The organism is Cedecea neteri, from assembly GCF_000757825.1.
Lineage (GTDB): Bacteria > Pseudomonadota > Gammaproteobacteria > Enterobacterales > Enterobacteriaceae > Cedecea > Cedecea selenatireducens.
On sequence record NZ_CP009451.1, the window covers coordinates 1,781,035 to 1,793,616 of the forward strand.

12 protein-coding genes are annotated in these 12,582 nt (G+C 53.0%); all 12 read right to left on the minus strand.

The genetic code is table 11. The features are described from left to right. Positions 1-11: 11 nt before the first annotated feature. Positions 12-608, minus strand: coding sequence for a ribonuclease HII (gene rnhB, locus JT31_RS08165; RefSeq protein WP_038475424.1), 597 nt, complete (start codon positions 606-608; stop codon positions 12-14). After that, positions 605-1,753 carry a lipid-A-disaccharide synthase gene (gene lpxB, locus JT31_RS08170; RefSeq protein WP_038475426.1) on the minus strand — a complete coding sequence of 383 codons (1,149 nt, stop codon included), beginning with the start codon at positions 1,751-1,753 and terminating at the stop codon, positions 605-607. The genes rnhB and lpxB overlap by 4 nt, the downstream gene beginning before the upstream one ends. Next, positions 1,754-2,542 (minus strand): acyl-ACP--UDP-N-acetylglucosamine O-acyltransferase, encoded by a 789-nt coding sequence (gene lpxA, locus JT31_RS08175; RefSeq protein WP_038475429.1) that lies wholly within the window; start codon positions 2,540-2,542, stop codon positions 1,754-1,756. Positions 2,543-2,545: 3 nt separating this feature from the next. Then, positions 2,546-3,001 carry a 3-hydroxyacyl-ACP dehydratase FabZ gene (gene fabZ / locus JT31_RS08180; protein WP_016534975.1) on the minus strand — a complete coding sequence of 152 codons (456 nt, stop codon included), beginning with the start codon at positions 2,999-3,001 and terminating at the stop codon, positions 2,546-2,548. Positions 3,002-3,149: 148 nt separating this feature from the next. Continuing rightward, positions 3,150-4,175, minus strand: a complete 1,026-nt coding sequence (gene lpxD / locus JT31_RS08185; RefSeq protein ID WP_038475431.1) for a UDP-3-O-(3-hydroxymyristoyl)glucosamine N-acyltransferase — start codon at positions 4,173-4,175, stop codon at positions 3,150-3,152. Positions 4,176-4,178: 3 nt separating this feature from the next. Further along, positions 4,179-4,679 carry a molecular chaperone Skp gene (skp, locus tag JT31_RS08190; RefSeq protein WP_038475434.1) on the minus strand — a complete coding sequence of 167 codons (501 nt, stop codon included), beginning with the start codon at positions 4,677-4,679 and terminating at the stop codon, positions 4,179-4,181. Between the two features lie 124 nt (positions 4,680-4,803). Next, entirely contained in the window at positions 4,804-7,209 is a 2,406-nt protein-coding gene (gene bamA, locus JT31_RS08195; protein ID WP_038475436.1) for an outer membrane protein assembly factor BamA, read from the minus strand. A 33-nt stretch (positions 7,210-7,242) separates the two neighbouring features. After that, positions 7,243-8,595: a sigma E protease regulator RseP gene (gene rseP / locus JT31_RS08200; RefSeq protein WP_038475440.1), complete on the minus strand. Its 1,353-nt coding sequence runs from the start codon at positions 8,593-8,595 to the stop codon at positions 7,243-7,245. An 11-nt stretch (positions 8,596-8,606) separates the two neighbouring features. Further along, positions 8,607-9,464: a phosphatidate cytidylyltransferase gene (gene cdsA / locus JT31_RS08205; protein ID WP_038475443.1), complete on the minus strand. Its 858-nt coding sequence runs from the start codon at positions 9,462-9,464 to the stop codon at positions 8,607-8,609. 18 nt (positions 9,465-9,482) lie between these two features. Continuing rightward, complete coding sequence (ispU, locus tag JT31_RS08210) at positions 9,483-10,235, minus strand: (2E,6E)-farnesyl-diphosphate-specific ditrans,polycis-undecaprenyl-diphosphate synthase (RefSeq protein WP_038475445.1); 753 nt, start codon at positions 10,233-10,235, stop codon at positions 9,483-9,485. Positions 10,236-10,421: 186 nt separating this feature from the next. Next, a complete protein-coding gene (gene ispC, locus JT31_RS08215; RefSeq protein ID WP_038475446.1) occupies positions 10,422-11,621 on the minus strand; it encodes a 1-deoxy-D-xylulose-5-phosphate reductoisomerase in 1,200 nt (399 codons plus the stop codon). Between the two features lie 293 nt (positions 11,622-11,914). Next, positions 11,915-12,472 carry a ribosome recycling factor gene (frr, locus tag JT31_RS08220; RefSeq protein WP_038475447.1) on the minus strand — a complete coding sequence of 186 codons (558 nt, stop codon included), beginning with the start codon at positions 12,470-12,472 and terminating at the stop codon, positions 11,915-11,917. Between the last annotated feature and the right edge of the window lie 110 nt (positions 12,473-12,582).

Here is a 12,582-nt window from a genome sequence, read left to right on the forward strand (position 1 = left end):
GCTACTCGCGCTCAGGACACCAGCCCAAGCACGCGTTTGACGGGACCGAAGCTGCGGCGATGATGCTCGGTGGCGCCATGCTCGGCCAGCTTTTCAAGATGAAAAGCGGTTGGATAGCCCTTGTGTTGGGCAAAACCGTATTGCGGGAAGCTAAGATCCAGCTCGGCCATTTCACGATCGCGCGTGACCTTGGCAAGTATTGACGCCGCGCTGATTTCTGCAACCCGGCTGTCGCCTTTTACCACCGCCAGCGACGGCACAGGCAGCGCAGGGCAACGGTTTCCATCGATCAGCACGTATTCCGGCACTACGCTCAAGCCTGCGACAGCACGCTGCATTGCCAGCATGGTGGCATGCAGGATATTGATTTTATCGATCTCTTCCGGCTCGGCGCGGCCCAGACTCCAGCTCAGCGCTTTCTCAATTATCTCGTCATACAGCGCCAGGCGACGCTTCTCTGATAGTTTTTTTGAATCTGCCAGGCCCACGATCGGCCTTGCCGGATCGAGGATCACCGCAGCGGTAACGACTGCGCCAACCAAAGGCCCGCGGCCCACTTCATCAACGCCTGCAACGAGATGCGTATGCGGGTAAACGAATTCGATCATTGAGCCAGCTCCAGCACGGCGTCCGCCGCCTGTTGGTCCGCGTTGCAACGGATCTGCTGATGCAACGCCCGGAAGGTATCGTGCATTTGATGACTGACCGCGCCGTCTTCCAGCAGTGGCTCCAGCGCACAGGCAAGCCCGATAGGCTCACACTCGTTTTGCAGCAGTTCTTTAACCAGCTCACGCCCTGCCAGCAGATTAGGCAGGGAAACATAGTCAGTTTTCACCAGGCGCTTCGCCAGCCAGAAGGTAAACGGCTTCATGCGATAGCCTACGACCATCGGGCATTTCGCCAGCATACATTCAAGCGCCGCCGTACCGGAGGCCAGAAGCGCTGCGTCGCTGGCAATCATCGCTTCACGTGCTTTTCCATCAAGCAGATGGACGTGTAGCTCTGGGGCAATCTCGGCCTTAATTTTTTCAAACTGCTCGCGACGTTTTGCATTCACCAGCGGCACGACAACTTCCAGCGCAGGCCAGCGCTTACGCAGTAATTGAGCGGTTCTCAGGAAGTCCGCGCTGAGCATTTCGACCTCAGCGCCGCGGCTGCCGGGCAGCAGCGCCAGGCATTTTGCATCAGGCGCAATACCTAACGTTGCGCGAGCGGCATTTTTATCCGGATCCAGCGGCATGGCATCTGCCATGGTGTGCCCGATGAAGCGACACGGGACGTTAAACCGGTCGTAAAACGCTTTTTCGAAAGGCAGAAAAGCCAGCACCAGATCGGTCGATCTGCCAATTTTGAAAACGCGTTTTTGTCGCCATGCCCAAACGGACGGGCTGACGTAGTGGATCGTGCGGATCCCCTGCTTCTTGAGGTTGCCTTCGAGGGTAATGTTGAAATCCGGCGCATCGATGCCGACGAACACGTCCGGCTGCAGCTCGGTGAAGCGCTTCGTGAGGTCACTGCGGATGTGAAGCAGGCGGCGTAAACGGCCCAGCACTTCAACAATGCCCATGACCGCAAGCTCTTCCATCTCATACCAGGTTTCACAACCTTCGGCCTGCATGAGCGGCCCGGCTACGCCAACAAAGCGAGCATCAGGCACGCGGGCTTTAAGTTCGCGGATGAGACCGGCACCAAGAATATCGCCGGAAGTTTCTCCGGCGACCAGGGCAATCGTGAGGGGACGACCAGGCTTCATTTAGCGAATCAAACCACGCGTGGAGCGCGCAAAGAATTCAACAAATGCGTTCACTTCCGGATGCTGAGCTGCAATTTCAGCAATTTCCGGCTTCGCCTCTTCAAGCGTTTTGCCGCTGCGATAGAGGATCTTGTAGGCGTTACGAATAGCGTGCAGCGCCTCTTTGCTGAAACCGCGACGCTTCAGGCCTTCGATGTTCACGCCAAACGGTGTCGCATGGTTGCCCTGCGCGATAACGTAAGGTGGAACGTCCTGCGCGACGCCGGAACAGCCGCCAACCATAACGTGAGCACCGATGATGCAGAACTGATGCACCGCGGTCATCCCACCGATGATGGCGTGATCCCCAATTTGTACGTGACCTGCGAGCGTTGCGTTGTTCGCGAGGATAACGCGATCGCCAACCCGACAATCATGCGCAATATGCGCATTGATCATCAGCAGGTTATCGCTACCCACCTTCGTCAATCCCTCGTCTTGTACCGTTCCGCGGTGGATGGTGACGCTTTCGCGAATGCGGTTGCGATCGCCAATTTCCACACGAGTCGGCTCACCCGCATATTTCAGATCCTGATTAACTTCACCGATAGACGCGAACTGGTAAATCTCGTTATCACGGCCAATTTTAGTATGGCCGTTTACGACAACATGGGATTTCAGTACCGTACCTTCGCCGATTTCAACGTTTGGACCTACGAGACAAAACGGGCCAATGTGGACGTTAGCGCCGATAACGGCACCCTCTTCCACGATAGCGGTTGGATGAATAAAGGCGGACTTATCAATCACGTATTAGGCCTCCCGGCTGCGTGCGCACATCATGGTTGCTTCGCAGACAATTTTTCCGTCAACGGTCGCAACGCCTTTGAAACGCGTCAGACCACGACGAGTTTTCTCAAAGGTGACTTCCATAACCATCTGATCGCCTGGCACGACCGGGCGCTTGAAGCGCGCTTCATCGATACCAGCAAAATAGTACAGTTCACCAGGCTCAAGTTTACCCACGCTTTTAAACGCCAGAATACCGGTAGCCTGCGCCATGGCTTCCAGAATCAGCACGCCTGGGAAAATTGGCTTGCCCGGGAAGTGGCCCTGGAAAAACGGCTCATTTACAGAGACATTTTTTACTGCGCGCAGAAAACGACCTTCTTCAAAATCCAGCACGCGGTCAACCAGCAAGAACGGATAACGGTGCGGCAGAAGCTCTAAAATCTCTTCAATGTGCAGAGTATGAGTGTCAGTTGTCAAAATACTCTTCCTGTCTAAATATTCTAAATGACAATAATAACACGGCCTGCGGCTATCAAAGAAAGCCAGCAGGCCGCAAATCAAAACGCGCGGCTCACGCTCCAACCCTTATGGCCGGAAGCACGGCAGCGCAGGGAGCAGGCGACGATCAGTCTTGTTGATTGACCTTACGTTCGATGGTTTTTAAGCGTTTGCTCATCTCATCGATATTCATCACCAGGGCAGCGGTTTTACGCCACGCTTTATTAGGCTGCAGTGGGATCCCCGAGGAGTAAACCCCTGGTTCGGTGATCGGGCGCATTACCATGCCCATACCGGTCACGGTCACCTTGTCACAGATTTCCATATGGCCGTTGATCACGCTGGCACCACCAATCATGCAATAACGGCCAATTTTCAGGCTGCCTGCCATGATAACGCCACCCGCAACCGCAGTATTGTCGCCAATCACAACGTTATGTGCAATCTGGCACTGGTTATCAATGATAACACCATTGCCGATAATCGTGTCATCCAGTGCACCGCGGTCGATAGTTGTGCAGGCGCCAATCTCAACGCGATCGCCAATAATCACCCGGCCCAGCTGAGGAATCTTCACCCAGTTACCGCGATCGTTGGCATAACCGAAGCCGTCAGAGCCAATCACAGTACTGGACTGAATCAGGCATTGGGCGCCGATTTCGATGTTGTGATAGATGGAGACATTCGCCCACAAACGGCTGCCAGCGCCGATTTTGGTATTTTTGCCTACGAAACAGCCCGCGCCAATAACCACGTTATCGCCAAGCTCAACGCCCGATTCGATAACGGCATTCGCGCCGACGGAAACATTATGACCAAGCTTAGCCGTCGCATCGATCGCCGCGCTGGGTGCGATATCACTTGCAGGCTGAGGCGTGGTATCAAGAATTTGTGCCATACGGGCATAGGTCAGGTAGGGATTCTTCACTACCAGCGCCGCACTTTTGGCGTAAGGGAGGTCGGCTTCGGTCATGACGACGGCAGAAGCCTGGCAGACTGCCAGATGTTCACGATAACGAGGATTAACCATGAACGTGATGTGGCCAGACTGAGCAGTTTGCATAGATGCAACGCCGGTGATGACGAGATCGCCATCACCGTGCAATTCTGCATCCAACTGCTGGGCTAATTCAGCCAGTCGAATTGAAGACATTACTTATTTAACCTGTTTCAGTACGTCTGCAGTGATGTCTTTCACGTCGTTACCTGCGTAAGCAACGGTGTTTGCATCCAGAACAACATCATAACCTTTGTCATCTGCAACTTTCTTCACAGCGGCCTGGATACGAGTAACCAGTTTGCTGCGCTCTTCGTTGGAACGACGGTTGCGATCCTGCTCAAAAGCCTGTGCTTTTTCGGAGAACGACTGACGTTGAGCCATCACGTCTTTTTCCATTTTGCTGCGATCTGAAGCTTTCATGGTTGAACCATCGCGCTGCAGGCGTTGCATTTTGGATTGCAGATCGTTTTCCATCCCCTGCAGTTCGCCGGCACGGCCTTTGAACTCATTTTCCAGGGTTTTAGAAACACCAGTGCTTTGTGCGACCTGTTGGAACAGGTTGCCCATGTTAACTACTGCGATGCTGGAGGCAGCCTGAGCGCCGGCTGAAGCAACCATAGCAATCCCGAGACCTGCGGCAACTAACCACTTTTTCACAATAAACTCCTTACCATCCCATAGGTGTCCGAAGACACTGTTTTTTTGCGAACACCCGCGAACTGACTAAGCGGCTAACGGGTGCAACGCCTCACTGCTGTTGCGTTCCTTCGCGCAGAACAAATTACCAGGTTTTACCAATGTTAAACTGGAACTGTTCTGCCTTGTCTCCCTCATATTTCTTAAACGGCTGGGCATAAGAGAAGACCAGCGGCCCCAGAGGAGACATCCACTGCAATGCCAAACCTGCAGACATACGAATATTACCTGGCGTACTGTAATCAGGTATACCTGCAGCTCTGGTTTCGGCGGTATTTTCCCATTTGGTATCCCAAACGGTACCCGCGTCAACGAACAGGGAAGTTCGAACGGAGTTCGAGTACTTCTCGCTCAGGAACGGCGTCGGGGTAATCAGCTCAAAGCTGGCAACACCCATGGCGTTACCGCCCACCGCATCGTTAGAGTTACACACATTCCCGGTTGTACAGTTACGCTGGTTCGGCCCGAAGTAAGCCGCTTTAGGACCGATGTTGTTCGACTGGAACCCACGCACGGTGCTTGAACCACCGGCATAGAAGTTCTCGTAGAACGGAAGTTCTTTGCCACCCAGACCATCACCGTAACCCCAACGGGTACGGCCCAACATGACCCATGTATGATCGTCGTTGATCGGGAAGTAAGTCGCCGTATCTAACGTCACTTTATAGAACTCGTTATCAGAGCCTGGAACGGTGACTTTACCATTCAGGTTAACGCGAGAACCATCCGTCGGGAAATAACCGCGGTCGAGGTTGTTGTATGTCCAACCATAGTTCAGAGTGAAGTCATCCGCCGAGAAACTGTTGTCACTGGCGTTCATATTCGGGTGCTGACCCACAGAATCCAGGTAACGCCACATTGCTATCTGAGGCTGCATATTCGACAGATCGTTATGCACATAGCCCAGGCCGAGACGCAGCGTGTTGTATTCGTTTACCGGGAAGCCCAGCGTGGTATCTAAACCGTAGCTTTTGTTGGTGTAGTCGGACAGGTCCGCATCATCAGCTTTAAAGTCGTTATAGAAGATACGACCGCCGAGGCTAACGCCATCAACCGTAAAGTACGGATCGGTCGCCGACAGTTCCGCGTAGGTCTGGTAGTCGTTTTTGGTTCCGCTGATACCGACAGAGTAACCCGTACCCAGCCAGTTATCCTGCTGAACGCCAACCTGGAAGCTCACGCCACTTTCAGTACCGTAGCCAACACCGAAGTTGAAGCTACCGGTGTTGCGCTCTTTAACCTTGTAGACGACGTCAACCTGATCCGGGCTGCCCGACACGCGCTGGGTATCCACATCGACGGTCTCGAAGTAGCCCAGACGGTTCAGACGCTCTTTACCGGCATCAACCAGGTTGCTACCCAGCCAGGCCCCTTCCATCTGGCGCATTTCGCGACGCAGAACAGAATCTTTACTGGTGTCGTTACCTTCGAAGCGGATCTTACGCACGTAGTAACGGTTACCGGAGTCGACGTTAACGTGCAGCTTCACGGTTTTGTCAGCGTCATTAATTTCTGGCTGGGTCTGTACGCGCGGATACGCATAGCCATAACGGCCCAGCAGTTTTTTAATGTCGTCTTCCATTTTGGTGACTTTGGTGCCGTTATACAGCTCACCCGGCTTCATTTTGGTCAGGCTTTCAATTTCTGCTGAATGCCCTGCCAGATTGCCTTTCACATCCACGCCGGCAATCTTGTACTGATCGCCTTCAGTGATGTTAATCGTCACGTAAATGCTTTTCTTGTCCGGCGTCAGGCTAACCTGCGTGGAATCAATATTGAAACGCGCATAGCCACGGTCCAGATAGTAGCTACGCAGGGTTTCAAGGTCACCCGCCAGCTTCTGTTTCTGGTATTTACGGTCACCCACAACGTTCCACCACGGCACTTCATCACGCAGCTGGAAGCGAGAGATCAGTTCATCCGTGGTAAACGCATGGTTGCCCACGATGTTGATCTGCTGGATTTTCGCAGAGACGCCTTCCTGGAATACCAGCTTGAGGTCAACGCGGTTACGCGGCAGCGGCGTGACGACAGCTTTAACGCTGGCGCTGTATTTACCGACGCTGTAGTAGAAATCTTCCAGCCCTTTCTCGATGTCGCCCAGGGTCGTACGATCGAGGGATTCACCCACACGCACGCCGGAGGCTTCGAGGTTCTGCTTGAGCATGTCATCTTTCACCGACTTGTTGCCGGAGAAGGTGATGCTGGCAATTGTCGGGCGCTCTTTGACCTGCACCAGCAGCGAGTTGCCATCACGCAGAACCCGCACATCTTCAAAGTTGCCGGTGGCAAACAGTGAGCGGATTGTATTACTGATATCCTCGTCAGAGACAGTGTCGCCTACGCGCACTGGCATACTGAGGAGGGCCGCACCGACGGCGACTCGCTGCAGGCCTTCGAAATGAATGTCTTTCACCACGAACCCGTCTGCACCGTATACGGTGGCGCTGCTAAACAGCAGCGACGCTATGAGGAGCTTTTTCATCGCCATCGTTGTTATGCGTTCTTCCTAACCTAATTCTCTCTATAAACGAGAGAAATCATTGAAAAGTGCAAGCCCCATTAATAGCACCAGCAAGATAGAGCCAATGCGATAACTGAAGTCCTGAACTCGCTCGGAAACCGGTGTGCCTTTCAGTTTCTCAACCGCCAAAAAGAGCAGGTGCCCGCCGTCAAGGACGGGGAGTGGAAACAGATTAATAATCCCTAAGTTGACGCTGATAAGCGCCAGGAACATCAGGAAGTAAATTAAACCATATTCCGCCGACATACCTGCACCTTGAGCTATGGAGATTGGCCCACTGAGGTTGTTCAGTTTTACATCACCGGTTATTAATTTCCCCAGCATGTTGACCGTCAGCTTCATCAGTTGCCAGGTTTTATCCGTGGCTTCTGCTACAGCGGTGAACGGCCCATACTGACGCACTGTTTTGTACTCATCAGGCAGCGGGATAATTTTAGGTATCACCCCTGCAAACCCTTCAGCCTTCGCTTTACCCGGTTTTGTATCCGGTATCAGCGTCAAAGACAAGGGGCTACCCTGTCTTTCAATCTCTACAGCCAGCGCCTGCCCTGGATTATCACGAACCAGGTTAACAAACGTGCTCCACTGAAGAAGCGGCTGACCGTTGACTTTAACGATCCTGTCCCCGGCTTGCAAACCGGCCTTACTTGCCGCTGACTGAGGCTGGACTTCATCCAGTACGTTTTCAATCTGCGGACCACGAGGCCTGAAGCCAAGTGATGTTACCGGATCCTGCTTATCAGGCTCAAACTGCCAGTGGCTCAAATCGAGAGTCACATCCCGAGTTTGGTTCGTCCCAAACGGCGCATAAGAGACTCGGGCGCTCGCGTCGCCAATCTTACCGATTAAAGCTAAACGAACAGCATCCCAATCAGGCGTTTCGATGCCATCTATCGCTTTTAGTTCCATCCCGGCGCTAATTTGTGCTTCGGCAGCGATAGAGTTGGGGGTTATTTCACCGATCACCGGGCGCAGGCTAGGGATGCCAATGATAAACACTAGCCAGTAGGCAAAGATAGCGAAGATGAAGTTAGCGACAGGCCCGGCGGCAATGATAGCCGCCCTCTGTGAAACCGTTTTGTTGTTGAACGCCGCATGGCGCATTTCCGGTAACACCGGTTCAACGCGCTCATCCAGCATTTTGACGTAGCCGCCCAGCGGGATTAGCGCAATAACAAACTCGGTTCCCTGGCGGTCGGTACGACGCCATAGCGCCTTACCAAACCCGATGGAGAAGCGTTCCACACGAACGCCACAGCGGCGAGCAACCCAAAAATGGCCAAACTCATGCACGGTAATTAAAACACCCAGTGCAACGATAAACGCAGCCAAATTCCAGAGTATGCTCAGCATAAAACCTTCCGTTAAATCGTCCTGAATACCAGAAGCAGCAGACACGCAAACACCGGCACCGCCGCTGTCAGACTGTCAATGCGGTCAAGAATACCACCATGTCCTGGGATAAGGTGACCACTATCTTTAATACCGGCCTCGCGCTTGAACATACTCTCGGTTAAATCACCCAGCACGGACGCCAGCGCGGCGACAATGGAACAGGTTAGCAGAACAACAGGCGCAACGTTTAAATCAGCCCACATGCCGAACAGCAAAGAGATAACGGCAGACGTCGCAAGACCGCCGATAAACCCCTGCCAGGTCTTGCCTGGGGAAACCTTTGGCGCAAGCTTATGCTTGCCAAACATTTTCCCAAAGACATAAGCGCCTGAATCTGCGCCCCACACCAGCACCATCACGTACAACAGCCAGATTGAACCGCTGTAGTGGTTAATATCATAATGCCAGCTACGCAGCGCGACCATGCCCCAGAAGAACGGAATAATGGTTAGCAGGCCAAAGACCAGGCGGATCGGCTTAGAATTGCGCCACAGCGCCGCAGAAGCCGGGTAAAACAGAACCAGCAACAGCGCCGCTACCCACCAGACCAACGAAGCCCAAAGCGAGATTTCAATTACCGGTAAATGCACCGAATGCCGGTACTCTGGCAGCGAAATCAGCATGACCGCAAGCAGCAGCCCACAAAGAACGGCCAGCCAGACGCGCTGTGAACGCGCAACGAAACCAGCAAGTTGACCCCATTCCCATGCAGCCAGCATACAAATGACCAGCGTAGCAATCGCAAAGCCTACTGGCGGAAGCCAAAACAGCGCCGCGATTACAATGGGAATCATAATAAACGCGGAAATCAGGCGATACTTCAGCAAAAGTGACCCCCAACAGGCTTATTCACCACCAGGTGCTGTGCCACCAAAACGACGCTCTCGGGTTGCAAAAGCATTTAGCGCACCTTCAAAGTCTTGTTCATCGAAATCAGGCCAAAGAACATCGGTAAAATAAAGTTCCGCATAGGCAATTTGCCAGATGAGGAAATTACTGATGCGATGCTCTCCCCCTGTCCTAATTACTAAATCTACGGGAGCCAGTTCATGCATGCAGATCTGCTGACCGAGCAGTTCTTCATCTATCTGATCCGGGCGCAATGAGCCTTCCTGCACCTGCGACGCAAGCTGTCGCACTCCCTGAATGATATCCCAACGCCCGCCATAATTCGCGGCGATATTGAGCGTCAGCCCAGTATTCTCACTGGTTAATGCTTCAGCTTTTTTGATTCGTTCTTGCAGGCGGAGGTTGAATCGGCTGGTATCGCCGATTACCCGTAAGCGGACATTATGGCGGTGAAGGCTTTTAACCTCACTGTCTAATGCCCAGACGAACAGCTCCATCAATGCGGTCACTTCCTGAGCCGGGCGGTTCCAGTTCTCGCTGCTAAAAGCGTAAAGCGTCAGCGCATCAATGCCGTTGTTCGCTGCAAAGGTAACAGCCCGGCGTACCGATTTTGCGCCAGCTTTATGACCGAAAACCCTCATTTTCCCCTGACGCTTAGCCCACCGGCCGTTACCATCCATGATGATGGCAACATGGCGTGCGCCCTGCGTGATTAAGGATTCGCTTAATTGTTGATTAGCAGACAACATAACGCGTAATGATTCCCTGAAAAAAATTAAGCGGTACTCAGGAATACTGAAGCCTGGTGCACAAAAAAGCCGTGTTGTGACACGGCTTTCCACCTAACGCTCAGTCACATCTGGCGATTAAGTGGCGCAGACTATATCACTGAAGCACAAAGCGAACAAATGGCGGCACTTCAGCCGGCTGAATTATCACCGGCTTGCGAGGTTCATCACTTGTTTTTTGGCGATTTCACGAGCAATTGCATCCACACGCAGCACTTCTTCCACGCTTTGCGGTTCGCTTAAGTTCATTGCCTCAAGCACGCTGCGGTTTAACACCGCGATGTCGGTAAACCGCACCTGCTGATTCAGGAAAGCCTCAACGACCACTTCATTTGCCGCATTAAGCGCGGTAGTCGCCGCCTGCCCTTGCGCACTCGCATCAATAGCGAGCTTCAGGCATGGATAACGTTCGAAATCAGGCTCCATAAAGGTCAGCGAGCCTGTTTTACAGAAATCGAGCGGTGCGACGCCGGATTCAACGCGTGCAGGGTAAGCCATAGCATGCGCGATAGGCGTGCGCATATCAGGCGCTCCCAGCTGAGCAAGTACGCTGCCGTCACGGTAGCGAACCATTGAGTGAATGACCGACTGAGGATGAATCAGCACTTCCATCTGTGCTGCAGATGCGTTGAATAACCAACGCGCTTCAATGTATTCGAGACCTTTATTCATCATGGTGGCGGAGTCGACGGAAATTTTACGCCCCATCGACCAGTTCGGGTGGCTGCATGCCTGATCGGGCGTCATTGCCGCTAAATCCGCATAAGCCGTTTCCCGGAACGGGCCACCCGATCCGGTGAGGATAATTGACGATACGCCATTATCCTCAAGGCTAGCGTATCCCAGGTTCCGCTGAATTGTTTCCGGCAAACTCTGAAAAATCGCGTTGTGTTCGCTGTCAATCGGCAACAATTGCGCCTTACTGCGTGCAACGGCTTCCATAAACAGTCGCCCGCAGGTGATCAGTGACTCTTTATTCGCCAGTAACACCTGCTTGCCCGCAGAAATAGCGGCCAGCGTAGGCGGCAGCCCGGCTACGCCAACGATAGCGGCCATCACCTGATCCACTTCACTTAACGCCGTAACTTCACAGGCCGCCTGCTCGCCCGCCAGTACCTCAGTTTTACTCCCCTGCTCTTTCAGGAGATGACGGACTTCCGCAGCCGCTGACTCGCTGGCCATCACCGCAAACCGCGGCGAAAACTCCAGGCACTGCTCAACCATTTTCCCGACGTTGCTGCCCGCAACCAATGCCGTTATGGCAAATTTGTCAGGATTATGACGAACGACGCTCAGCGTGCTGACGCCAATAGAGCCGGTGGATCCAAGAATAGTGAGCTGCTTCATGAGGTACTCAAAGTCGTAAAATGAAGGATTAATGGCGCATTAGTTTGCGGCGCAAGGCGCCCGTTGTCTATGCCTTTGCCTGACGTTTTATAAAGCAAAACGCCGCCCGTAAACGCTTCGCGATGCGCGAGGGCTTACTGAACGGCGTTATACTCGTCATACTTCAAGCTGCAGGTGCGTTACCTGCATACGTCCACTTCAGTCACATAGTTAGCTATGCTCCTGAAGATGTCCGTCTTTGCCGCCTTCCTGCAACTCGAATTATCTAGAGTATATACACAAAAAAATGTGGTTTAGAACTGCATCAGCTCGGTTTCTTTTTCAGACAGAGCCGCATCCACTTTCTTAATGGCTGCATCAGTCAGTTTCTGCACGTCATCCTGAGAACGACGATCGTCATCTTCGCTGATCTCTTTGTCTTTCAGCAGGGCTTTAACTTTGTCGTTAGCGTCACGACGAACGTTACGTACCGCAACGCGTGCGCCTTCGGCTTCGCCACGTACGATTTTGATCAGATCTTTACGACGTTCTTCAGTCAGCGGAGGCAGTGGAACACGGATATCGGTACCCGCAGAGCTTGGGTTCAGACCGAGGTCAGAAGCCATGATCGCTTTTTCAACCGCCGGGCCCAAAGAACGATCGAAGACGTTGATCTTCAGGGTGCGGGTATCCTCAACGGTAACGCTGGCCAGCTGACGCAGCGGAGTTGGCGTACCGTAGTATTCCACTACGATACCGTCCAGCAGGCTTGGAGAAGCACGGCCGGTACGGATTTTGCTGATTTGGTTTTTAAACGCTTCGACGCATTTATCCATACGCACTTCAGCATCTTTTCTGATATCGCTAATCACGTTACGAATCCTTGAAAACTGGTTTAAGGCGGACCACGCTTATTCACGGCAGCAGTGACGCTGCAGGCTAAGTATAGTCCCGTTTATTCCTGGCTGTAGATAAAGCCAAA

Excerpts from the sequence above, each read along its gene's own strand:
- rnhB (WP_038475424.1), bottom strand. The coding sequence starts at position 608 with ATGATCGAATTCGTTTACCCGCATACGCATCTCGTTGCAGGCGTTGAT.
- lpxB (WP_038475426.1), bottom strand. The coding sequence starts at position 1,753 with ATGAAGCCTGGTCGTCCCCTCACGATTGCCCTGGTCGCCGGAGAAACT.
- lpxD (WP_038475431.1), bottom strand. The coding sequence starts at position 4,175 with ATGTCTTCAATTCGACTGGCTGAATTAGCCCAGCAGTTGGATGCAGAA.
- bamA (WP_038475436.1), bottom strand. The coding sequence starts at position 7,209 with ATGGCGATGAAAAAGCTCCTCATAGCGTCGCTGCTGTTTAGCAGCGCC.
- rseP (WP_038475440.1), bottom strand. The coding sequence starts at position 8,595 with ATGCTGAGCATACTCTGGAATTTGGCTGCGTTTATCGTTGCACTGGGT.
- ispU (WP_038475445.1), bottom strand. The coding sequence starts at position 10,235 with ATGTTGTCTGCTAATCAACAATTAAGCGAATCCTTAATCACGCAGGGC.
- ispC (WP_038475446.1), bottom strand. The coding sequence starts at position 11,621 with ATGAAGCAGCTCACTATTCTTGGATCCACCGGCTCTATTGGCGTCAGC.